This window comes from Streptomyces roseochromogenus subsp. oscitans DS 12.976, from assembly GCF_000497445.1.
Classification (GTDB): Bacteria; Actinomycetota; Actinomycetes; order Streptomycetales; family Streptomycetaceae; genus Streptomyces; species Streptomyces oscitans.
On sequence record NZ_CM002285.1, the window covers coordinates 7282353 to 7306144 of the forward strand.

Genomic DNA, 23792 nt, shown 5'->3' on the forward strand with positions numbered 1-23792 from the left:
GGCCACCGCGCAGGGCTTCTGGCAACCCGAACAGGCCGATCTGGTACGGGAGTACGTGGCGCGCTTCTACCCGGACGCCGTGGCCCTCTCGGCCCGGCGCGGCCCCGCCATAGCGGTCGCCGCCGGCCGCTGGGCCTTCCCGGCCCACGCCGTCGACACCGAGAACCTGCGGCTCGGCGAGGCCTGTCTGCGCGACGCCGACCCCACCCCGGCCCTGCGCCGTACCCTCGCCGACCGCCTCGATGACCTGGCCCGGGCCCTGCGGGTGCGCGGAGAGCAGGGGGAACCGGCGGAACAGGGGGCGCGAGCGGAGTAGGTCCGGTGGCATAGGGCGCGGCTGGCCTCCGGAGGCACCTTCCGTGATCGTGGTGACCGGTGCGACCGGCAATGCCGGCCGTGCCCTTGCCGGCCGTCTCCTCGCCACCGGCCGGCCCTCACTCCACCTGAAGCGGGGCTTGTGCCGAAACGCTGCACGGAATCCTGGGGCGTCGGCACATGCCACGAGGAGTGCTGCGGTCAGAGCATGGTCCCTCCAGCAGTCCGGGTCGTCGACGGGTCAGCGTGCGGAGAAGCCGCCATCCACAGTGATCACAGCCCCGGTCACTTGTCGGCTCTCGTCCGAGGCCAGCCAGAGTGCAGAGCCGGCGACGTCTTCGGGTTCGACAAGAGCGTTCATGGGCTGGTCTCGCATGAAGATCTGTTCGTGCTCGTCGACGGGCACGTCCAGGGACCGGGCGATCTCGGCAAGCATGCGTCCTTCGACATGGGGGGCGTCGCGGACGGAGCCTGGGCACAGGGCGTTGACGCGGACCTTGTGGGGTCCGTAGTCCAGGGCGGCCGCTTTGGTGAGACCGACGAGTCCGTGCTTGGCGGCGACGTATCCGGCGAAGTGGCGGTAGCCGACCAGGCCGGCGGTTGAGGCGATGTTGATGATGCTGCCCGTCCTCCGCCGGGCCATGAGTCCGCCGACGCAGCGGATCAGCCGCCAGGCTCCGGAGAGGTCGACATCGAGCATGAGCTGCCATTCGTCCTCCTCGATCTCGTGCGCGGCCTTGCCCGACGGCGCGGCGATGCCGGCGTTGTTGACGAGGACGTCGAGGTGCCCGAACCGCGCCGCCGCGCTGTCCACCGCATCCTGGACTTGGTCGAGGTGCCGTATGTCTGTGTGGTGGACGAGTACCGCGGCGCCTTCCTTGCGGCACAGGTCTGCCGTGTGTTCGAGCTGGCTGGCCGACCCCAGGGGATACGGCACGCCGGGCAGGCTCTCGGCCACGTCGAGGAGGGCGAGGTCGGCGCCTTCCCGTGCGAAGGCAACGGCTGTTGCCCTGCCGAGACCTCGGGCGGCGCCGGTGATCAGAGCGGTCTTGCCGTTGAGTCGGCCGGTCATCGCGGGGCTGCTCCGAGGTCATGTGCGTCCAGCTGGGCGGCGATGAGGCGGAGAACGCCGGGGCCCTGGTCGGTGAGGTACATGTGTCCGCCGGGGAGTTCGGCGGTGGTGAAGGCGGCGGTGGTGGCGTCGGCCCACTGAGCCGTCTGGGCTGCGTCCACGAGTTCGTCGTCGGTTCCCCGCAGGGCTGTGATCGGTGCCTTCAGGGGTGCGTCGGTGGAGGGCCGGTAGTTCTCGTGCATCTCGACGTCGGCCCGCAGGACGGGCAGGAGGAGTTCGAGCATCTCGGGGTTCTGCATCGCCTCGTGGGCGTAGCCGGCGAAGCCGCGGACGCGGGTGAGGAACTCTTCGTCGCTCAGTCCGGTGGCCCTGTTGGTGCGTGGTTTCCAGGGTCCGGCTGAGCCGCTGACGACCAGGCGTTCCAGAGGGACCCGTCCTCGGTCGGCGATCCGGTGAGCGAGTTCGTAGGCGAGGACCGCGCCGAGGCTGTGGCCGAAGACGACGGCGCGTTCGGCGGTCTCCACCTCGGCCGCCACCCGGTCCCAGGCCTCGTCGATGGCGGCGGAGGCGTCAGTGACGGGGTCGTCGAGGAAGCGCTCTTCGCGGCCCGGTAGTTGGACGGCAGTGATGCGGATGCCGTCTGGTGCGTCCTTCTGCCACTTCTTGAAGAAGGAGGCGCCTGCTCCGGCGAAGGGCAGACAGATCAGTGCGGTCGGCTGCATACGGCGCACCCTTTCATTCGGGCTGTTCGACGGTAGGAAGACAGGGGGTGTCAGCGCTGCGGCAGCGCTGCCGCAGCGGGCGCTTGCAGGTCGAGGACGAGGCGGTCGAAGCCGCGGAAGGTCTTGTTCACGCGCCAGTTCACCTCGCTGACCGTGGCGTTGGGGAAGCGGCGGGCGAACAGGGTGAGGAGTCTGGCCACGGTCAGCCGGGCGAGCGGAGCCCCGACGCAGTAGTGCATGCCGAATCCGAAGGCGATGTGGTCGGACCGGTTCTGGTCGGTGCCCTGTTCGAGCGGCGTTGAAGGGGTGGAGTGGTCGAAGAGGTCCCGGCCGGTGAGGGAGACGAGGACGACGTCGTCCTTGGCGATGGCGTGGCCGGACAGGGTCGTGTCCTGTGTGGCGAGGCGGGCAACGTGTCCGAGCGGGGCATACAGCTCCAGGACGCGTTCGACGACGGCCTTGGCGGGTTCGTCGTCGGTGGCGGCCGCGATGGTGTGGGTCAGGTTGTTGCCGAGCATGTGCCAGAGGGCGAGCCCGATCATGCCGGCGGTGGTTTCCAGGCCGCCGAACATCACCATGGACGAGGTCGCGAGCCGGTCCCACTCGCTGCCCTGGGCCTTGTTCCAGATGGACTCGCCGTCTTCGGCGGGCGCGTTCGTGATGAAGTCGGCCATCTCGCGCAGGGCGGCTTGGGCGGCACGCGCGTAGTCGGGTCGGTACGAGACGGCGAGGAAGTCGGCAAGGGGCCGAGCCCAGGTGTGGAGGAGGTCTCCCTGGTCGGCGGGGAGTCCCAGCAGCAGGGCGATGGTGCGCGCGGAGATGTTGTCCGCGAGGTCCGGCATGGCGTCGTGCCGCGAGGAGCGACCGAACTTGTCCAGTTCCTCTTCGAGGATGACATGGATGGTCTCCTCGAGCCGGCGGATGCGCCGGGGGGAGAACATCGGCTGGATGGCACGCCGGGCCTCGGTGTGTTTCTCGCCGTCGAGGAGGACGAACCAACGGCGCATGGTCTCGATGAGGTGGGCGCACTCCCCGTGCATGTCCGCGGGAAGGTAGCTGAGGTTGACGGCGTCCAGGGTCTCGGACGACAGGTGCGGGTCCTGGAGCGCAGCCTGTACCTGGTCCCGGCCCCAGACGACCCAGCAGCCGAGGTCCTCGTAGTAGCGGACCGATGAGGTCGCTTCTTCGGTGGTCACGCGGGTTCCTTCTCCTGGCTGTCGGTGTCGGTGTCGGTGTCGGGCTCGGGCCGTGATGTGGTGGGCAGGTCTCGCTGGGAGCGCATGGGGCCGAGGGCGAGGACCAACCCGCAGGGGGCGAGAACGGCGGTCATGATCCACATGGCGGGCCGGGGGCCGAGTGCGTCGCCCAGGAAGCCGCCGATCAGTGCGCCGAGCGGGATGGTGCTGTGGTTGAGGACCATCGTGGTGGCAACGACACGGCCGAGGATGCGCGGTGGGCAGTAGGTCTGGCGGAAGGAGGCCAGGACGACGTTGCAGGTGACGATGCCGAAGCCGAGGACGAAGGTGCCGAGGGCGAAGAACGCCAGGCCTGCGCCTGATGTCGTGAGGGGGAGGAGCAGGGCGAAGGGCCCGGTGAGCAGCTGGGTGGCGAGCATGCCGCGGGCGGTGCCGAAGCGCCGCCCGACGGCGGGGGCGACGGAGGCTCCGGCGATGCCGCCGATGCTGCCGGCGGTGAGGAGCACGCCGACGGTCGCGGTGCTGACGCCGACGGTGCGTACGAGGAAGACGACTTGCACGGCCTGGTATCCCAGGAGCGCGAAGTTGACCAGCGCGCCATAGGTGACGATGGGGCGCAGGTAGCGGTCGCTGAACACGAAGCGCAGGCCTTCGGCGATCTGCCGGCTCAGGGGGATGGGTTGGTCGGGCTGTTCGGGCTTCGTCTCTCTGGCCTTGATACCGGCGAGGCAGAGTGCGGACAGGACGAAGGTGAGGGCGTCGAGGAGGAGGCCGGTGACGGCTCCGAAGACCTGGCTGATCAGACCGGCCAGACCTTTGCCGACCACGTCGGTGGCGGATTCGCTGGCGCTGATGCGGGCGTTGCCCTCCTGGAGGTCGGCCTCGGTGAGCACGGTCGGCAGGTAGCTGTGCACGGCGGTGCGGACGAAGACGGCTGCGATGCCGCAGATCAGCACCACAGCGAGGAGGTGGCTGAAGGTGAGCGCGTCGAGCCAGGCCGCGACCGGGACCGTGGCGTAGAGGACGGCGGAGAGGACGGCGCACGCGATGAGCAGGGGGCGGCGCCGCATCCGGTCCACCCAGGCTCCGGCGGGCAGTCCGACCAGGAGCCAGGGCAGCCAGACCGCGGCGCTGAGCACGCCCACCGCGGTGGCGCTGCTGCCGAGGGTGACGACGGCGATGAGGGGGACGGCCACCGTGGTGACGCTGTTGCCGATGCCGCGTACGGTCTCGCCGATCCACAGCAGCCTGAAGTCCCGCTGGCCGAGGACCCCCCGTTTTCTGCGCGTGCCGGTGTCGTCGTCGGCGTCGTCGGCGTTCTTCGTCTCCACGCTGATGACCTTCTGCTAGGGGCGGGTGACCGCGTCGGGGAAGGCGGGGTGCTCGTTGAGCCGGGACATGAGCGGGATGTCCCGGATGTCGTCGTGGGACAGGACCCACATGAGGAACCGCTCGATGCCCATGCCGAAACCGGAGGTGACCATGGGGAGGTCCTTGCGCATGCGGACGTACCAGGCGTACTCCTGCTCGTTGACGTCGTGCAGAGCCATCGACTTGCGCAGCAGTTCGATGTCCGAGTGGCGTTCGCCGCCTCCCACTGTCTCGCCGAGCCCGAAGAACAGGTCGGCGTTGCGGGCGGTGCGTCCGGCGTCGTCACCGAACGCCTGGTAGAAGGGCACGGACAGCAAGTCGAAGTGGTCGACCCAGACGAACTCGTCGACGCGCTGCATGAGCAATCGCTCGCCCTTGCGGGTGAGCGAGCGCCATGAACCCTCGTCGCGGACGCAGCCGTCCACGTCACCCACGATCCGCACGGCCTGGTCGAAGGTGATGCGTTCGAAGGGGGCGCCTCGGGCGGCCATGCGCTCGACGTGGGCGGTGGTGCCCCGGAGCCGGGCGATGCGGTCGCCGTGTTCGTCCAGGACCGCGGTGGCGAGCGCCTTCACATAGCCGTCGACGTAGCTGATCATGTCGTCGAGGCTGCCGGGGACCTCGGCCTCGCTGTGCGTGTACTGGTTGAGGTGGGTCTCGTCGGGGGTCTCGCCGCGGTATGAGGGCAGGATGCTGTAGCAGCCGCCCGGCGAGAGCCGGCAGCCGTACTCCAGGGCGAACTGCATGCTGTCGGGCAGGAAGGTGTCCACGCCGAGGACGGTCACGGGCACGGGCTCGGAGTCGCTGCCGAAGGCGTTCGGGCAGGTCACGGTCCGGGTCGTGAGCGGGAAGGGCAGATTCTTCAGGCCTTTGGAGCGCGCGTAGTGTCCGGTGGTCCGCTCGACGACGTCGTAGAGGTCGGCGACGAGGCCGTACCACGGTGAGCGCAGGACCGTGACGAAGGCGTCCGGGGCATTGCTGGAGTGGACGGCGGGGGGCTTCAGGAGGGTGAGGGACTGGGTCTGCTGCAACATGTGGGGTCTCTCCTGGTGGAGCGTGGGCGTCAGGACGGCGTGGGCGGGATGTTCTGGTTGCGCCGGAAGGTGTTGGCGGGGTCGTATGCCTTCTTCACGGCGGCCAGGCGGGCATGGCGATGTGTGCCGTAGACCTCGAGGACTCGCCCGGGCGCCTCGTCGTGGAGGTAGTTGACGTAGGCGCCGCCGGTGCACATCGGCGCGAGGCGCTCGATGCTGCGCCGGGGCCAGGCGATGTTCGGCGTGTCCTGCTGCGGGTCCGTCCACTGGGACGAGGCGGTGAAGATGTAGGGCGCGCCGCGGCTCGGGAACGCCGAATCCTCTTCAGGGACGTGCTCGATGGCGCCGCGCAGGTACTCGAAGTCGATGGAGGACAGGGCGGAGGGGATCTCCTGTGCGGCGGCGATGAACGCGGCGGCCGTCTCGGGGGTGAGGTCGGTGGGGTAGCAGGATTTGGTGAAGTAGCGGTGGCCGGCGGGTTCGCCGTGGTCCCCCAGGCTCTGGAGCTCCGCGTACGGCATGCGTCGCACGAGGGTGGCGGCGGGGCCGGTGGTGTCGAAGAGCCGCGCGGTGTGGGCCGGTCCGTCGTCCGGGTCGCCGAACCAGGCGGCGGTGAGGAACAGGGCGGGCCGGCCATGGAGTTCGGCGGGGATCCAGTCCGCGGTGCCCGCGTGCTTGAGGGCTCCGACGGTGTGCAGGTCGTCGGGCTGGCTGGGGGCGAAGTCCCGGTAGGCGGCCAGCGCGTCCTGCGCAGCGGCCAGGGGGTAGACGCCGGTGTGGTAGTGGACGGGGCCGACTGGTCGCAGGCGGAGGGTGAAGCGGGTGACGATGCCGAAGTTGCCGCCGCCTCCGCGCAGAGCCCACAGCAGGTCGGCGTGGTCGTCCTCGGTGGCCTCGACGACCGAGCCGTCCGCCAGGACCACTTCGGCAGCCAGGAGGTGGTCGCAGGTCAGACCCCATTTGCGGGCGAGCCATCCGTAGCCGCCGCCGAGGGTGAGGCCGCCCAGGCCGGTGTGGGAGACCACGCCGGCCGGGCAGGCGAGATCGTGCGGTGTGGTGGCGGCGTCCAGATCGGCGAGCAGGCAGCCGCCGCCGGCCTGCGCGACGCGGGCGGCGTGGTCGACGGTGACGGTCCGCAGGGGTGACAGATCGATCATGAGGGTGCCGTCGGCGACGGCGGTGCCGGCGACATTGTGGCCGCCGCCCCTCACGGTGATCTCCAGGCCGGTGCGGGCGGCGTAGCGCAGAGCCTCGGAGACCTCCTCCGGGCTGCTGCACGGGGCGATGAAGGCGGGCCGGCGGTCGTGCATGCCGTTCCAGATGCGGCGGGCCGTGTCGTAGCCGGGCGCGCCTGGCCGGAGCCAGCGGCCGGGCACCTGAAGGTCGGGGCGGTCGTGGAGGGGCACGTGGGTCACTCGGTTCCTTGGATGAGGAGGGGCGCGAGAACGTCGGCCATGCGCTGGCGGGGCACTTCCGCCAGCACTTCTTCATGGCTGCAGTCCAGGGGGTGCTCCTGGAGGCGTTCGACGTAGGGCTCCCAGGCAGAGGGGCGGGGGCCGTCGGGCGTGCGGCCCCGGGTGGCGGTGAAGTGGAGGACCGTGCCGTCGAACCGTTCGGGCGCGTACGCCGAGGTGAGCCGGCTGGCGTTGACGCCGACCTCCACCAGTCGAGTGAACCGCTCGTGGTCCAGAGGCACATGGGCCGCCGCTTCGGCGCGGAGCGCAGTCAGCAGCGACGCGAAGTCCCCGTCATGGCCGGCGGGGTCGTGCGGCCGCGCCACGAGGGTGGTGAGCAGGGCGAACTCGTCCCACTGCTCGGGGGTGGCCATGTCGGGGTACGGCCAGGTCGCTGGGGGATATGCGTCCACCAGCGCCAGCAGCTCCACCTCGGCTCCGGCCATGCGCAGCCGCGTGGCGACCGCGTGGGCGATGTTGCCGCCGAGAGACCAGCCGAGCAGCCGGTACGGGCCCTGGGGCTGGACCTGCTGGATCTCCTGCACCATGAGGTCGGTGATCTCGCCGAAACCGGCGGGCCGTTCCGCCCCGTCCGCAAGGCCCGGCGCCTGGAGGCCGTACACCGGCACCTCGGCGGGGAGCAGACGGGCGAGAGCGAGGTAGCTCCAGGCAAGCCCGGTCGCGGGATGGACGCAGAAGAGCGGGGGGCGGCCGGTGGCCGGGCGCAGGGGCAGCAGGACGTCGAAGTCGCCGCCGCCGATGGTGCCTTCGAGCAGTCCGCGGGGTGTGGGTGTCTGGAACAGGCTCCTGACCGACACGTCGATGGCCAGGTCGGCCCGGATGCGGCTGGCCAGCCGCATGGCGAGCAGGGAGTGCCCGCCCAGGGCGAAGAAGTCGTCCTCGGCGTCCACGTCGGGCAGGCCGAGGACCTGGGCGAACAGCGCGCATACCCTCTCCTCGCGCGGGCTGCGCGCGGCCGCGGGGGCCGTTCGGGAGGGCAGCTCCGGTGCGGGCAGGGCCTTGCGGTCGAGCTTGCCGTTGACGGTCAGTGGCAACTCGTCCAGCAGGACCACGGCGGGGACCATGTACGCGGGCAGGGCGGCCGCCACCCGGCGGCGCAACGCGTCGGGCGAAAGGTCGTGTTCGCGGCCCCGGTCGGGGACGACGTAGGCCACCAGGCGTTTGTCGCCGGGCTGGTCCTCGCGCACGAGCACGGTGCTGTGCCCGACGGCATCGTCGGCGTCGATGACGGCCTGGACCTCGCCCGGCTCGACCCGGAAGCCGCGGATCTTCACCTGGTGGTCCACGCGGCCCACGAACTCCAGGACACCGTGATGGTTCCAGCGTGCCAGGTCGCCCGTGCGGTACATCCGCTCGCCCGGGTCTCCGTAGGGGTCGGCGATGAACCGCTCAGCGGTCAGCCCGGGGTTGCGGGCGTAGCCACGGGCGAGGCCGGCCCCGGCCACGTAGAGCTCGCCGGTGACGCCGGCGGGCAGCAGGCGCAGGTGCTCGTCCAGCACATAGGCGCGGGTGTTGGCCAGCAGTGTGCCGATCGGGGCGCGCGAGCCGCCGGCCAGGGAGCCGGGTTCGATGACGGCGATCGACACGTCGTCGGAGCACTCGGCTGGGCCGTAGACGTTGGCCAGGGGGATGCCTGGATGCCGCTTGTACCAGCGGGCGACGAGGTCGGGTGGCAGTTCCTCGCCATGGACGAGCATCCAGCGCAGCCCGGCGAGGAACTCGACGCTGGTGTCGTCGTCGTCCCACAGGTCGAGCACGGCCCGCAGGACGGCGGGCACGATCTGGAGCACCGTGACTCCGTGTGCGGCGACGGCGCGGGCCATGTCCAGGGGGTCGCGGGTGGTGTCGTCGTCGAAGACGTGGACGCGGCCGCCGGCCAAGAAGAGGGTGAGGGTCTGCCAGATGGAGACGTCGAAGGTCAGCGGGGCGTTGAAGGCGATGGTGTCGTGTTCGTCGAGTCCGTAGAGTGCGACGACTGCGCGCAGGTGGTTCGACAGGCCGCGGTGCGGCACCAGGACACCCTTGGGGCGGCCGGTGGAGCCGGAGGTGAACACGGAGTAGGCGATCGCCTCCGGCTCCACCGTGACCGGGGGTGGTGCGGTCGCCGTGTCGTCGACGGGCACCAGCGTGACCGCGTGGTCGCCGCACGCGGCGACGATCTCGCCGGCCTGGCCGAGGAGATCGGGCGCGGCCAGCAGGAAGCGGACATCGGCGTCCCGCAGCATCCCGGCGGCCCGGGCGACCGGCGTTCCCGGGTCGAGCGGCATGTAGCCGCCGCCGGTCCCCAGCGCGCCGAGCGCGGCGGTCACGAACCAGGTGCTGCGCGCGGACAGCACGGCGACCAGGGTGTCCACCCCTGCCCCCGCGGCCGCGAGGGACCCGGCTACCGCTCCGGCGCGGTGGGCGACATCGGCATACGTGAGGGTGCCGTGGACATCGGACAGGGCGGGTGCGCCAGGGCGGGTGGTGGCCAGGGTCCGCACGCGGCCGGGAAGGTCGATGGGCTGCTCCGGCGACGGCAGGCCGTTCCAGTCGGCGAGCATCAGCTGCCTCTCGTCGTCGTCCAGGAGGTCGAAGGATCCGATGGGCCGGTCGGGGTCCGCGACAGCGTGCCGGAGGACCTTCACCAGGCGCCTGCTCATGGCGGCCACGGTCTTGTGGTCGAACAGTTCGGTGGCGTACTCGATCACCATGTGCAGGCCGGCGGGCCGGCCCTCGTGGTCGCGACGGTTCGCGAAGTCGATGGACAGGTCGAACTTCGCGGTATCGGTGGTGAGCGGAAGCAGCTCCGCCCTGGTGCCGGCGAAGCGTGGGGCGCCGTCGACGAAGCCGTCGTCGAGAGCGAGGAAGACCTGGAACAGCGGGTGCCAGGCCAGGGAGCGTTCGGGCCGGGTCTCCTCGACGATCCGGTCGAAGGGCACGTCCTGGTGCGCGAACGCCGCAAGGTCGGTGGCACGGACCCGGGCGAGCAGCTCGGCGAAGGTGGGATCGCCCGCCGTGCTCGTCCGCAGCACGAGCGTGTTCACGAAGAAGCCGACCAGATCGTCGAGTCCGGTCTCCGACCGTCCGGCGACCACGGTGCCCAAGGGGATGTCGTCGCCGGTGCCCGACCGCTTCAGCATGGTGGCGACCGCGCTCTGGAGCAGCATGAACAGCGTGGTGCCGGTGCGGCGCGCCAGATCAAGGACCTGCTGGTGCAGGTCGGCATCGAGCGTGAGCTCCACCGTGGCGCCCTGGTGGCCGGCCACGGCACGCCGCGGTCGGTCGAAGGGAAGGTCGAGCTGCTGCGGTGCTCCGTCGAGGGCCTCGCGCCAGAACGCGAGCTGTCCGGCCTGCACGCTGTGCGCGTCGCCGGCGTCCCCGAGCAGGGTGCGCTGCCACAGCGTGTAGTCGGCGTACTGCACCGGCAACGGCCGGAACGCGGGGGCGGCGCCGTTGCTGCGGCCCGCATAGGCCTCGGCCAGGTCGCTGAGCAGCGGACGCATGGACAGACCGTCACCGGCGATGTGGTGCAGCAGGACCAGCAGAACGTGCTCGTCGTCGCTCCCGGCGACCTTGAACAGGGTGCACCGCAGCGGAACGTCCGAGCCGATGTCGAAGATGTGCCGGGCGGCCCGGCCGATCTCGTCGTCCAGCGCGTCCCGGTCGACGACAGTGGTCGTGAGGACCGGCGGGGCGGCGTCCGGGGAGAGGATGACCTGATGTGCTTCGCCGCCGGACTCGGGGAACACCGTGCGGAGCGTCTCGTGACGGCGCATCACGTCGCCGAGCGCCTCACGCAGGGCTTCCGCGTCGATGGCGCCGTGCAGGCGGAGGGCGACCGGAATGTTGTAGGCGGGGCTCGGCCCGTCGATGCGGCTGATGAGCCACAGGCGCTGCTGGGCGAAGGACAGCGGTACCTGTTCGGGCCGTTCGTCCGCGGTCAGTTCAGGCCGGCGGTGCGCGGCACCGCTGCCGGCCGGCGTCAGCAGGCGATCCATTCCGGCGGGGCTGGGGGCACTGAAGAACGAACCGAGGTCGACATCGGTGTCGAGAGCCGTGCGGACGCGGCTGACAAGCCGCATGGCGAGCAGGGAGTGGCCGCCCAGGGCGAAGAAGTCGTCCTCGACGCCCACGTGCGGCCTGCCGAGGACCTCGGCGAACAGCGAGCAAAGGATCTCCTGGCGTGGAGTGCGCCCCGGCGCCGACCCGGCTCCGGCCGTCCACTCGGGCTGCGGGAGCGCGTGGCGGTCCAGCTTCCCGTTCACCGTCAGGGGCAGCTCGTCCAGGACGACGACGGCGGGGAGCAGATAGGCGGGTAGCCGGTCCCGCAGGCGGTCGCCCAGCGCATCCGTGTCAGCTTGGGACGTGCCCTTGGCCGGAACGACGTAGGCCACCAGGCGTTTGTCGCCCGGCCGGTCCTCCCGGACGATGACGGCAGCTCGCGCTACCGCCGCGTCGGCCTCGACGGCTGCCTGGACCTCGCCGGGTTCGACGCGGAACCCGCGGATCTTCACCTGTCCGTCGGCACGGCCGGCGAACTCCAGTTCGCCTTGGTTGTTCCAGCGGGCGAGGTCGCCGGTGCGGTACATCCGCGCGCCCGGCTCCCCGAACGGGTCGGCGACGAACCGCTCCGCCGTCAGCCCCGGGAGCCCGAGGTATCCGCGGGCCAGCCCGGCACCCGCCACGTACAGTTCCCCGATGGCGCCGAGCGGTACCGGCTGCAGCCTGGAGTCGAGGACGTAGGCCCGCATACCGTCGAGCGGGCTCCCGATGGGCAGCGCGTCGGGGACCGGCTCATCGATGTCCAGGATCCAGCGTGCGGCGAAGGTGGTGGTCTCGGTGGGGCCGTATCCGTTCACGAACCGCACGGCGGGGAAGCGCTCGCGGAGCTTGCGGACCGCTGCCGCGGACACGGCTTCGCCTCCTGCCCAGATCTCCCGGAGCGTGCCGAGCGTGGCGGGAGCCTCGTCGGTGACGAGTGCGAAGAGCGCCGCGGTGAGCCACACCGCGCTCACCTGGCCGGACTCGATGGCCGCGGCGAGGGCGGCGACGTCCAGCTCACCGGGCGGGGCGATGACGCAGCAGCCGCCGTTCAGCAGCGGCGCCCACAGCTCGTAGGTCGAGGCGTCGAACGCCTGTGAGGAATGGAGGAGCACTCTGCGGTGGGCCGGGCCGCGGAACTCGCTGTCGGTGGCGAGGGCGGTGATGTCGGCGTGGGTGACGGCCACGCCCTTGGGCACGCCCGTGGATCCGGAGGTGAACATCACATAGGCCAGGTGGTCGGCATCCGTCGTGCCCGGCAGCTGCGGCCCACCCGTATCGGCGGCGGGACCGGGGGCGACCACGACGCGCTCCATGCGGTGACCGAAGGCCATCGTGGACGAGGCGTCGTCCACGAGCAGGACCCGGGCCCGGGTGATCTCGGCGATCTCGCTCAGGCGGGCTGCCGGATAGCGGCGGTCCAGCGGGACGTAGGCGCCGCCCGCTTTGAGGACGGCCAGCAGGGCCACGATCAGCTCGGGGGAGCGCTCCATGAGGACGGCCACCGGGGCTTCCGGCCCGACCCCCAGCCCCGCGAGGCGGCGGGCCAGCGCGGTGGAACGGGCGTCGAGCTCCGCGTATGTGATCTCCTGACCGGCGCTGAACAGGGCCGGAGCATGAGGAGTGCGGGAGACCTGGGCGGCGAAGAGATCCGGAACCGTGGCGCGAGCACCGCCCTCGGCACCGGCACCGAGGGCGAGCGTGCGGGCCCGGTCCTCTGCGTCGACCAGATCGAGCTCCCCGATACGCCGGCCCGGGTCGGCGGTCGCCTCGTCGAGGACACGGAGGATCGTGTGGACGAGCCGCTGGGCGCTCTCGTGGTCGAACAGGTCCGTGGAGTACTCGAGGAAGCCCGCAAGCCCCTGCGGCCGGCCGTTCGCCGTGAGTTCCCGGACGTTGAGGACCAGGTCGAACTTGGCCACCTGGGTGGGCACGTCGAACAGGGCGGCGTGCGGCAGACCCGGCAGGTCGCCCAGGCCCACCGACTGGCCGATGAAGGCGAGCGCCACCTGGATGAGGGGGTTCGCAGAGCGTGAACGCTCTGGGTTCACCTCTTCGACCACCTGGTCGAACAGGACATCCTGGTGCGCGTAGGCAGCCAGGTCCGTGGTGCGGACGCGGTCGAGGAGCTCCGCGAAGGTGGGATCGCCCGAGGTGTCGGTACGCAGCACCAACGTGTTGACGAAGAAGCCGACCAGGTCGTTCAGGGCGTCGTCGGAACGGCCGGCCACGGGTGAACCGATCGGGACGTCCTCGCCCGCCCCGTAGCGGGTGAGGACGGTGGCCAGCGCGGCCTGGAGGACCATGAAGAGCGTTGCCTGGTGCTCTTGGGCAACGGTGAGCAGCCGGGTGTGGAGATCGCTTTCAACGGCGAAGTCGATACCGGCGCCGTGGTGTGAGGGGACGGCGGGCCGCGGCCGGTCCAACGGCAGCGCGATCCGGTCGGGAAGGCCTGCGAGAGCGTCGCGCCAGAAGGCGAGCTGCTTGCGCAGGGCCCCGTCGTCGCCGGCGTCGTCGGACTGGGTGCGGTGCTGCCAGGTGCTGAACTGCGCGTAGGTGACCGGGAGCGGGGAGAACACCGGTGCCCGGCCGTCGAGTCGGGCGGCGTAGGCGCCTGCCAGGTCGCGCAGCAGTGGGCCTACGGACCAGCCGTCGGCGGCGATGTGATGGAACACCAGCACAAGGACGTGCTCCGGCTCTTCCTGGGCCGAGGTGTCCGTGAGAGTGAACAGCCAGGTCCGCAGCGGCACATCACGGGTGATGTCGATGGCCTCGCCGGTCGCCCCGAGCATCGCCGCCGTCAGCTCGGCCGAGGGAACACGCCGGTGCTGGAGGGCGGGCGGTGCGTCGGCGGCCGGGCGGACGTGCTGGAACGGCACGCCCTCTTCCTGGGGGAACACGGTGCGCAGCGGTTCGTGGCGGGCCACGACGTCGCCGAGGGCAGCCCGCAAGGCCGCGGTGTCGACCGTGCCCTGCAGCCGCAGCCCGATCGGCATGTTGTAGCGGGGACTGGGGCCCTCGAGCTGAGCGAGGAACCACAGGCGCCGCTGCGCCGGTGACAGGGGGATCCGCTGCGGGACGACCGTGTCGGCCAGGGCCGGGACCTTCGGCGCGGGCGGGGCCGCGGCCTGGGCCAGGGCCCGGGCGACGCCGGCCGGTGTGGGAGCCTCGAAGAACTTGCGCAGGTGTATCCCGTGCCCCACGGTCTGCCGGATGCGGCTCATCAGCCGCATGGCGAGCAGCGAGTCGCCGCCGGCCTCGAAGAAGTTCTCGTCAACGGCGGTCTCCGGCCTACCCAGCACTTCGGCGAACAGCTTGCTGAGGGTCTCTTCCTGTGCGGTACGGGGCGCGGGGCCCATGGAGGGCGTGGAAGACACGGGGCTCCCCTTCGTAGCGATGCGTTGGAGCAGGAGTCAGTGGAGGTCAGAGGTGAAGTGGGCCAGGGTGTCCCGGAAGGCGTCCCGCAGCTGGCGGGCGTCCTGCTCGGTGAAGGCGTCCGCCGACGCGCGCAGGGTTCCGCGGATGTTGCCGACGGTGCCCCAGCCGAACTCCCACAGGGCGGGGAAGTTGGCCCAGCGGGGCGGGACAGGCACGTGCGTGGTGCGCAGGGCCGGCAAGCGCAGCCGGGGAACCACCACGTCGACGTTGACCAGGTGCAGGAACAACGGGGCCGCTCCGTGTGCCCCGTGCGCGGCCGCGGCGCGCAGGATGCGCGAGTAGGGGACGTCCTTGTGGTCGAGGGCGGCGTCGATCGCCTGGGCGTGCCGCTCGATGACCAGGGTGGGCGGCAGGTGGTCCGGCCACAGGGTGCGCACCGGGAGGGTGTTGAGCAGGGGGCCGATGGTGTTCTGCAGGTCCTGGCTGTCGCGGAGTGCGGTGGGCATGCCCACGACGACGTCGTGGTCGGGCCCGCTCCCGGCGACGGCCGCGCTCACCACGGTGAACAGGACGACGGCGGGCGACACCTGACAGGACCGGGAGAGCCGGCGCACGGCCCGGGTCTCGGCCGCGCCGAGCGGCAGGTCGTGAGCGAGGAAGGTGCCGCGTTCGGCTTCGCCTGGCGGGCTGGTGCGAGGCGCTGCGCCGGGGCGCACACCATGGAGACGGTCCTTCCACCAGGCGGTGTCCACCGGGTGCGCGTCCTCGCGTTCGGCGTGGTCGAAGAAGTCCGGTGCCGTGCCGGTGAAATCGGGGCCGCCGATCTCCGCGGCGTACGCCTGGCCGAGGTCGTCGGCCAGGAGGGCGAGGGACCAGCTGTCGCCGGCCACATGGTGCACGGCGAGAGCCAGATGGTGGACGCCGTCTGACGGGTCGGAGACGAGGCGCGCCCTCACGGGGGGCTCGACGGTCAGGTCGAACGGTGTGTCCCACCAGTCGGTGAGCAGGGTCAGCACGTCATCGGTGGCCGGCGCCGAGCAAGTACGGGTCAGGGCAGGCAGCGACGCGGACGGGCCCAGGGGGACGGCTGTGCCGTCCTGGAACGTCGCGGCAAGCACCGGGTGGCGTCGGATGACCCGGTGCAGTGCCCGCTCCAGCGCCGCCGCTTCGAGCGGGCCCACGATCCGGAAGCAGAGCGGCATCGTGTACATCGGCCGGTCCGCGAGCATTTCGTGGACCAGCATGGACTGCTGCATGTCCGACAGGGGACGGAAGGAATACATGGCTCAGCCCCTCACAACAGGGGCGTTCCGGAGGACCTCGGCGAGCCATGCGGCGAAGGTCGGCGCCTTGAGGCAGGAGCTGGGGGTGGTCTCGGTGCCGACGATGCCCCGGGCCCGGGCGGTGACGCGCAGGGCGAGCAGTGAGTGCCCGCCCAGGCTGAGGAAGTCGTCGTCGTCCCCGACCGCGTCGACGGCGAGCACCTCGCGCCACAGGTCCCTGAGCTGTTCCTCGACGCCTGCGGTGGTGTCCGCCGCGGTGGGCGCGGGGATGGCGGGTGGGGGCGGCAGCTGCAGCTTGGCGACCTTGCCGTTGGGAAGCCGGGGCAGGTCTTCGACGAAGACCACCTGGGACGGCTGCATGGCGGAGGGCAGATGGGCTGCCGCGTGCTGGCGGATCTGACGGGCCGTCAGCAGGCCCGGCCGGGCCGGGCATCGGATGCGGCCGGTACGGCAGTGCCCGCGCCTGTCTCGGTGGGCTCGCGGGTGGCGTACACGTAGGTGACATCGGCCGCGGTGTCGACGTTCCAGTCGTCGATCTCGTGCAGGCTGAAGCCGGCGTTCGTGAGGATCTTCCGGATCTCCGGGCCCACGGCGCTGGCGCGCTCGACCTCCAGGCACACCTGGCCCACCCGATGCCAGTGCTCGGGCCGCAGACCGCGCAGCACGTCAAGTTCGGCACCCTCGGTGTTGATCTTCAGAAGGTCGACGCGGTCGAGTGCGAAGCGGTCGAAGATGCTGGACAGGTCGGTGGTCGCGACCTGGTGCAGAGTTGCGGCCAGGCGGCGCTCGGTGTCCCGGCGCAGCTGGGCGAGTTCGGCCTCGTCCACTGTGCCGGTGTCGCCGGTGGCGGCCGCGGTGCTGCGGAAGTGCGACTCCACGAGATCCGCAGCCGCCTCCTCACGGTCCGTGCCCAGTCCGGAGAGGTAGCTGAGCTGAGGGAACGAGGTGAGGGTCGCAGTTCCGGAACGGTCGGTGACCGCCATGGGGACGACGTCGGCCGTCACCGCGTTCAGCTCCAGATTCGCCTGCAGGTAGGGCAGCGTGTCCGGGTTCGGCTCGACAGCGACGACGCGGACACCGTCGGCCTGGCGGGCTGCCCACAGGGAGAACAGGCCGATGTTGGCGCCGACATCGACGATGACCGCGTCGGGGCCGATGCGCAGGCCGAAGCGGGCGTACTCGTCCTCTTCGAAGATCTGCCGGTACAGGAACAGCGCCTCGTCGGGCGACGGAGTGGCCACGGCCAGGCCGTTGGGCAGCTCGATACGGCTCAGGCCGCCGACGACGGGCGAGTGGGCGCGCCTGGCGGCGACGTAGGCGACGAGACGCACGCCGTCGCTGCCGTCGGGGACGCCCACGACGGCGGCATCGTGCACCTTCGGGTGGTGGCGGAGGACCGTGCCGACCTCTTCGGGTTCCACTCGGACGCCGCGGACCTTGACCTGGTCGTCGATCCGGCCGCGGAACTCCAGGTAGCCGGCCTCGGCCTGCCTGATTCTGTCCCCGGTTCGGTACATCAGGGTGCCGTCGCAGGCGAACGGGTCGGGGCGGAAGCGCTCGGCGGTCAGGGCGTCGTCATCGAGGTAGCCCCCGCCCACGGCGATGCCGGAGATCCACAGTTCCCCGGTCTCACCCGCGGGCACTGCTGTCAGGTCCTCGTCGAGGATGCGGCACACGACGTTGTCGATGGGCCGCCCGACCGGCGCGATGTCCCCGTCGAAGGGCTCACTGCAGTCCCAGTAGGTGGCGTTCACCGAGGTTTCGGTGGGGCCGTAGCCGTTGTACAGCTTGGCGGGCAGCAGATCGCGGAACCGCCGGACGAGCGTCATGTCGAGCGCTTCGCCGCCACAGAAGACGCGGCGCAGCGAGGTGCAGTAGGCGAGTTCGGCTTCGTCGACGACGTACCGGAGGACGGACGGGACGAAGTGGGCGGTGGTGACCTCGGCTTCCTGGATGAGGCGGACGATGCCGAGGCTGTCGAACTGCAGTCCCGGCGGGGCGATGACCAGGGTGCCACCGGCGATCAGCGGCGAGAAAATCTCGTGGATCGCCGCGTCGAAGGCGTGGGACGCCTTGTGCAGGACACGGTCGTCGTCCGCCAGGCGGTAGTGCCGGTGACCCCACTCCAGGCGGTTGCACAGCCCGGCGTGGTGGAGCCGGACGCCCTTCGGCCGGCCGGTGGAGCCGGAGGTGAACAGGATCATCGCCGTCTGCTCGCCCGCGGGGCGCTCGCGCCATGTGGCGGCGGCGAGGCTCTCCACATCCCCCTGGCGGCACCGGGTGTCCAGAGCCAGCCATGGCGCGGGGCCGAGCGCGGCGAGGTGGTTGTCCGCGTCGCAGAGGATCACTCGCGGTTCGGACACGGCGACCACCTGGAGCAGGCGGTCGCTGGGGAACTCGGGGTCCATGGGCACGGCGACGGCGCCGATGGTCATGACGGCGATGAGCGCGCTCACATAGCCGGCGGAACGCGGCAGGTAGAGGGCGACGTGATCGCCCGGTTCGACACCGGCGCTGCGCAGTTGCCGGGCGACTGCCGCGATCTGGTCCCACAGTTCGCGGTACGACAGCTCGCCGTCGGCGCTGAGGACGGCGGGAGTTCCCTCGGGTACGGCGTCGGGCGTGCACAGGAGGTCCGGGACGTAGGTCGGCTGCATCGTCACGCTCGCTTCTCTGCGACGGCGACGATCGCCATGCGCGGCACCTCGGCGAACCAGCGGCCGCCCGACTCGCGCAGGACCGGCCGCAGCGGGACCCCGGGCGGGGCATCGCGGAGTTCGGCCGCGTAGCACGAGTGATCGAAGATCTCTTCGACGAAGGCCCACGAGGCGGCGGTGTCACGGTGCGCGGAGAACACCTCCTGCACGCCGTACATGTCAGCAATGTACTGACACATACGGGCGCAGGCCGTCTCGCGGTCGTCTGCCTCGACGATGAGTGGGTCGTAGACGTCCAGGACGACGGCCGTGACCGGCAACCCGGAGAAGAGTGCGGTCAGTTCGGCACGCGAGAAGTGCGCGTAGTCGTGGCCGGCCGCCGAGTACGGGTGGACGACCTCGGTGAAGAATCTGGCCATCGGGCTGGCCGTGTCGAAGTCATGGAGGACGACCCTCCCGCCGGGCTTGACCACACGCACCGCTTCGCTCGCGGCTTGCGGGCGGTCAGCGGGGGCGATGTGGTGCGTGCCGTAGGCCAGGAGCGTGGCGTTGATCGAGGCGTCCCTGAGCAGGAGCGCGTCCGCGGACTGCCGCACTGCGGGCAGGCCCTGGGCGAGTGCCCGGGCCACCATCTCGCCGGAGATGTCGCCGGTGATGATCGAGAGCTTCGCCAGGCGACTGTCGGCGCGGTCGGCGACCGCGCGAGCGATGGTGCCGTCGCCTCCGAGAACGTCGAGGAGCGTCACGTCGCCGGGCGAGTCGGCAGGGGTGGCCAGTTGCAGCAGTTGCCGGGCCCCGGTCCAGCGCACGGAGGCGTCCCGCTGCGCCCGGCGGTAGGAGTCACCGCGGCCGGTCTCGTCGGAGTCGAACTCGTTCGTGACGGACACCAGCGCTGACAGCAGACGGGGCGACCATGCCCGCGTGGGGTCGATCAGGTCGTGCAGGCCCGGATGCTCCGCAGCCGCGTGGGACAAGTACTCGTCGAGCGAGACGGACGGCAAATACCCGGCGCCCGCGGGCACAGAGGTATCCGTAGAAGGATGTGACACTGGAACTGGCTCCCCCGCTTTTGGCTGCCAGGACTATGGATGAGCTGGCCGTGCACCGGGTCGCGTTTTGTGGCGCTCACACCGGCGTTGTGAGGCGTCAGCCGGACTGCGCTTCGATCAGCCTGGCCGGACGCATATCGGTCCAATGGGACTCGACGTAGTTCAGGCACTCCTGCCGGGCGCCGCTGCTCACTTCCGTCCATCCATCAGGAACGGGCGACTCGGCAGGCCAGAGTGAGTGCTGATTCTGGTCGTTGACAAGCACGAGGAATGTCCCCGACTGGCCGTCGTCAAACGGATTGGTGGACACCGGGACCCTTCTCGCTCGACTACAGGATTCCCCAGGCGATAGAGCAATCGCGACACCAGGTCTGCGCCCGTGTTTGAACGTGACTCCATTTCACCCGAGCTGCACTTTGCAGACATTAGATCCTGCACATTGCAACGACAAACGATCAATGTGATACGGGTCACATCGAGTGCTCGGGTGGCTGGTTTCAGACTGTGCCCGCGTCATAGACCTGGTTTTCAGGCGCGTTCCGCCCTTCACTGAAGCCATTCAAGGGGGTTGAAATCGGACAGGCGTGACACGAGTCGCCGGCGGCCGAGCGTGACGCGAAATGTGCTATTGACACTTCTGCGAGGTACGGAGATGATCGCCGGAGTTCTCTCTTCGAGGCCCTAGTGACGTGCCTATGGCCTGTCCGGACGGGGGCAGATCCGAATAATTTGCAGAACCGTCAGAGTTACGTACCTGGTGAAATTCCGGCTTATCTCGGGGGATTCAGCCGTGCTCGCTGGCGCTACATCGCCGTTGCCCGCAAACGAGAACGCAGCTCCCGCGCACTGCCACGCATGGCACGTTCGGCTGCCTGAGAGCGCGGATGTGCCCGGCATCGAGCAGTCGGCCAGTACGCTGATAGCCCGCATCGCGGAACTGCACAGTCCTGCACCTGCCACCACGCAAGGATTCTGGTGCGACGACGTACCGCATACGTCCGATTCCCCGGTCGCACGCCGCCGGCTGCACGCCGAACTGCACCGCGCCCTGGATCCGCACGCGCCTGAATGCCCGCCGGCCCGCGCGGTGCTGTTGCGATATGCCGACCAGGTCAGCGATCTGGTACTCGTCAGTCACCGCGCCGTTCTTGACGCACCGTCGCTTCGGACGGCCGCGGAAGCCCTGGCATGCGGAAGCGACCCATCCGGCATCGCCACGGCTCACCCCTCCTGGCCGGCAGCGGGCGAAGACGGCGACCGCGAGGACTTCCAGAACGCCGACTTCGGCACTGTCCCCGCCTGGGGTGCGCCGGATCCCCGCGGCATCGTGCCGGCCGACCCGGCCGGCGGTACGCCCGGGGTTCGCCTCGACCACACGGTCGAGGACACACAGGCCGGGCTCCTGGTCGCGGCAGCGATCGTCCTCGGGCGTTACGAGGATCAGCACAGGCCAGTGGTCGCCGCACTTTCAGCGGATCCCGACCGGCCCGAAGGCGTCCTGGGGGCCTTCGAGTTCGGCGCTCTCTTTCCCGTCGACCTCACAGGCGAACGGCGTATCGGCGACCTGCTGGACCGGGCGCGACAGTTGCTCACCGATCCTGCCCTGCGCCACGACAGCGGTCAGGACGGGGCTCCGGCCTCCCGAGCGTACGGGGGCGTGCTGGTGGGGGTCCTCCCGGAGGCCCCCGAGGGGTACCTGCCCTGCCAGACCGCGCCTTTTCCGCTCACCCTGGTTCCCCGACGCGATCCGGCCGGGACCCTGCGGCTCGAAACGCACCGTCAGCCGGACATCGTGGGCGAGACGGCTGCCCGGCGTTTCGCCGGCCAGGTCGCCCGCGTCCACGCCTGGATCTCCCGGCAGCCGGCAGACACCGTCCCGGACGACGCGGACCTCCTCGACACCCGGGAGCGGGAAGCCGTCGCCGAACTCGGCCGGGCACGAACCGAACTACGGTGGCAGCCCGACAGAATCGACGCCGTCTTCACCGAGCAGGCGACACGGACTCCCGAGGCGATCGCCGTCACCCACGGCACGGACCGGCTCACCTACCACCAGCTCCACGCCCGGGCGACACAGCTGGCAGCCGGACTGCGAGCGCACGGCGTGGCACCCGGAGACCACGTCGGCATCTGTCTTGAGCGGTCAGCCGACTTTGTCGTCTGTCTCCTGGCCGTCCTGCTCGCCGACGCCGTTTACGTGCCCATGGACCCCGCCTACCCGGCCGCACGTCTCGCCCAGACCATCGAGGACGCCGGACTCGCCACCGTCATCACCGAGCTGACCGAGATCGCCGACGTATCGTCCAGCCTGCTGAGGCCCGACGCACTTCATGCAGCCGGCGCCGCGGCTCCCGGCCTCCCGGCCCCGGAACGCGGCCCGGAATCACCGGCCTACATCATCTACACCTCAGGCTCCACCGGCCGGCCCAAGGGCGTCGTCGTACCGCACCGCAACGTCATCGCCCTCATGAACGCAACGCGGCCGGACTTCGCACTCACCGGCGACGACGTGTGGACGTTCTTCCACTCGGGTGCCTTCGACTTCTCCGTCTGGGAGATCTGGGGAGCCCTGCTGACCGGAGCCCGCGTGGTCGTCGTGCCCTACTGGGACTCCCGCTCACCGGAGCAGTTCCACCGGCTCCTTGTGCGGGAGCAGGTGACCGTGCTGAGCCAGACTCCGTCCGCCTTCGCTCAACTGGCGGCCGCAGACAGGGAACAGAGCACGAAACTCCCGATGCGGCTGGTCATCTTCGGCGGCGAACCCCTGGACACCGGCAGTCTCCGCGGCTGGCTCGACCGCTACCCCGAGTCGCAGTGCCGGCTGGTCAACATGTTCGGCATCACCGAGACCACGGTCCATGTGACGGCACAGGCCATCCGCCGCGACGAAGTACTCAGCGGAACCAGATCAGTGGGCCGGCCCCTTCCCGGATGGCACGTGTACGTCCTCGACCAGCGCGGACGCATCCTGCCGCCCGGAGCACCCGGAGAGATCCACGTCGGAGGGGAAGGAGTAGCGCTCACGTACTGGAACCGGCCCGAGCTGACGGCCGAGCGTTTCGTCACCGACCCCTTCACCGAGGGCCGGATGTACCGCAGCGGTGACCGCGGTCGTCTCCTTCCCGACGGGCGGCTGGAGCACCTGGGGCGTCTGGACAACCAGGTCAAGCTCCGCGGGTTCCGAATCGAGCTGGACGAGATCCGCAACGTCCTGCTGGAAGACCCCTGCGTCACCTCGTGCGCCGTGGTCCTCGGCGGTGACCCGGACGGCGGTGCCGCGCGCACACGCATCGACGCCTACGTGGTCCTGGCCTCGGATGCAGACGGAGACACCGACCGTGTCCGGCAGCGTACATCCGGGCTTCTGCCCGCGTTCATGGTGCCCACTACCGTCACGGCACTCGGCTCGCTCCCCCTGACCGTCAACGGCAAGCTCGACGCCCGCCGCCTCCCGCCCCCAGCGATAGAGACCCGCACGGTCACCGATGACAGGCAGGCATCCGGGCTGGCGGCCCGTCTGGCGGCCCTCTGGCAGGACATCCTGGGCGTCCCCGTCGGGCTCGACGAGAACTTCTTCGAACTGGGCGGCAATTCCCTGTCCGCAGTTCAGCTCGCCGCGGAGGCCCGTAAGCGAGACATTCCCGTTGTGCCGCTGCGCGCCCTCTACCGCAACCCGACGGTGCGTTCACTCACGGCCGCCCTCGACCAGAACAGCGCCACCAGCTGACAGCCGCGCCATCGCACTGCGCGCCCCCGGGAGAGCGCCCCTCGCGGAGGCCGGGTACCGCCGTTTCTGTCTCCCGGCCGGGGAGATGCGTTCGTCTTACGGCCCGGCCGCCCTGGCCCCCGGCGAGCCGCAGCACATCGTCCTCGGGGGCGGCAACCCGCGCGTCAACCGTCTGACCGGTGTCAGCGCCGCACAAGCGCCGTCCCAACGCGCTTTCCTCGCACGGCAGTACCCACTTTCGGGTGCTGATCGTTGGGCTTTTTGGACGCAGGGGCGTCTTTCCGTACAAGCTGGAAGTCCAGCCACAAGCCGGAAGCCATCCGGCGCCGGAAACTCTCCGAAGGCCAGGCCATGAGCGGAGGAGAGCCCATGAGCGGAGGACAGCCGATGAGCGGTGCCGGACCTCTGCGTACGCCGCCCCTCGCCTCAGGCCCGCACGGCCCGGCCGCCCTGCGCCCCCTCCTCGGTACGGTCCTGGACGCGCTCGCGG

Annotated in this window: 13 protein-coding genes and 1 pseudogene; 2 read left to right on the forward strand and 12 right to left on the reverse strand. The window is 70.5% G+C overall.

Annotated features, from left to right (window positions below):
• Nucleotides 1–316, forward strand: a pseudogene (locus tag M878_RS49405) (aminopeptidase N); the annotation flags it as partial.
• Nucleotides 317–556: 240 nt separating this feature from the next.
• Here the strand turns inward: M878_RS49405 and M878_RS81150 are convergent.
• The 12 genes from M878_RS81150 to M878_RS81200 all read right to left on the reverse strand — a co-directional run bounded on the left by M878_RS81150 (nt 557) and on the right by M878_RS81200 (nt 19885).
• The gene (locus M878_RS81150; RefSeq protein WP_023551497.1) at nt 557–1387 is read right to left on the reverse strand and encodes an SDR family oxidoreductase; all 831 of its coding nucleotides are present in this window, start codon (nt 1385–1387) and stop codon (nt 557–559) included.
• Entirely contained in the window at nt 1384–2109 is a 726-nt protein-coding gene (locus M878_RS81155) for a thioesterase II family protein (protein ID WP_023551498.1), read from the reverse strand. Before M878_RS81155 ends, M878_RS81150 begins: the two co-directional genes overlap by 4 nt.
• Nucleotides 2110–2159: 50 nt before the next feature.
• Nucleotides 2160–3305 (reverse strand): cytochrome P450, encoded by a 1146-nt coding sequence (locus M878_RS81160; protein ID WP_023551499.1) that lies wholly within the window; start codon nt 3303–3305, stop codon nt 2160–2162.
• Nucleotides 3302–4636 carry an MFS transporter gene (locus M878_RS81165; RefSeq protein WP_023551500.1) on the reverse strand — a complete coding sequence of 445 codons (1335 nt, stop codon included), beginning with the start codon at nt 4634–4636 and terminating at the stop codon, nt 3302–3304. The genes M878_RS81160 and M878_RS81165 overlap by 4 nt, the downstream gene beginning before the upstream one ends.
• Before the next feature lie 15 nt (nt 4637–4651).
• On the reverse strand, nt 4652–5710 hold the full coding sequence (locus tag M878_RS81170; RefSeq protein WP_023551501.1) for an amino acid--tRNA ligase-related protein: 1059 nt from the start codon (nt 5708–5710) through the stop codon (nt 4652–4654).
• A gap of 29 nt (nt 5711–5739) precedes the next feature.
• Nucleotides 5740–7125 carry an FAD-binding oxidoreductase gene (locus M878_RS81175; protein WP_023551502.1) on the reverse strand — a complete coding sequence of 462 codons (1386 nt, stop codon included), beginning with the start codon at nt 7123–7125 and terminating at the stop codon, nt 5740–5742.
• Entirely contained in the window at nt 7122–14585 is a 7464-nt protein-coding gene (locus M878_RS81180; protein ID WP_158692816.1) for an amino acid adenylation domain-containing protein, read from the reverse strand. The genes M878_RS81175 and M878_RS81180 overlap by 4 nt, the downstream gene beginning before the upstream one ends.
• 36 nt (nt 14586–14621) lie before the next feature.
• Nucleotides 14622–15869 (reverse strand): condensation domain-containing protein, encoded by a 1248-nt coding sequence (locus tag M878_RS81185; RefSeq protein WP_023551504.1) that lies wholly within the window; start codon nt 15867–15869, stop codon nt 14622–14624.
• A gap of 3 nt (nt 15870–15872) precedes the next feature.
• The gene (locus M878_RS99045) at nt 15873–16229 is read right to left on the reverse strand and encodes a phosphopantetheine-binding protein (RefSeq protein WP_023551505.1); all 357 of its coding nucleotides are present in this window, start codon (nt 16227–16229) and stop codon (nt 15873–15875) included.
• A 47-nt stretch (nt 16230–16276) separates the two neighbouring features.
• The gene (locus M878_RS81190) at nt 16277–18526 is read right to left on the reverse strand and encodes an amino acid adenylation domain-containing protein (protein WP_051430136.1); all 2250 of its coding nucleotides are present in this window, start codon (nt 18524–18526) and stop codon (nt 16277–16279) included.
• Between the two features lie 2 nt (nt 18527–18528).
• The gene (locus M878_RS81195; RefSeq protein ID WP_023551507.1) at nt 18529–19548 is read right to left on the reverse strand and encodes a class I SAM-dependent methyltransferase; all 1020 of its coding nucleotides are present in this window, start codon (nt 19546–19548) and stop codon (nt 18529–18531) included.
• Nucleotides 19549–19672: 124 nt separating this feature from the next.
• On the reverse strand, nt 19673–19885 hold the full coding sequence (locus M878_RS81200; protein ID WP_023551508.1) for an MbtH family protein: 213 nt from the start codon (nt 19883–19885) through the stop codon (nt 19673–19675).
• 576 nt (nt 19886–20461) lie between these two features.
• Here M878_RS81200 and M878_RS81205 point away from each other — a divergent pair.
• Entirely contained in the window at nt 20462–23302 is a 2841-nt protein-coding gene (locus M878_RS81205) for a non-ribosomal peptide synthetase (protein ID WP_023551509.1), read from the forward strand.
• Nucleotides 23303–23792: the final 490 nt, after the last annotated feature.

Coding starts and splice junctions, on each gene's coding strand:
- M878_RS81150 (WP_023551497.1), bottom strand. CDS start 1,387: ATGACCGGCCGACTCAACGGCAAGACCGCTCTGATCACCGGCGCCGCC.
- M878_RS81155 (WP_023551498.1), bottom strand. CDS start 2,109: ATGCAGCCGACCGCACTGATCTGTCTGCCCTTCGCCGGAGCAGGCGCC.
- M878_RS81170 (WP_023551501.1), bottom strand. CDS start 5,710: ATGTTGCAGCAGACCCAGTCCCTCACCCTCCTGAAGCCCCCCGCCGTC.
- M878_RS81185 (WP_023551504.1), bottom strand. CDS start 15,869: ATGTATTCCTTCCGTCCCCTGTCGGACATGCAGCAGTCCATGCTGGTC.
- M878_RS99045 (WP_023551505.1), bottom strand. CDS start 16,229: ATGCAGCCGTCCCAGGTGGTCTTCGTCGAAGACCTGCCCCGGCTTCCC.
- M878_RS81190 (WP_051430136.1), bottom strand. CDS start 18,526: ATGCAGCCGACCTACGTCCCGGACCTCCTGTGCACGCCCGACGCCGTA.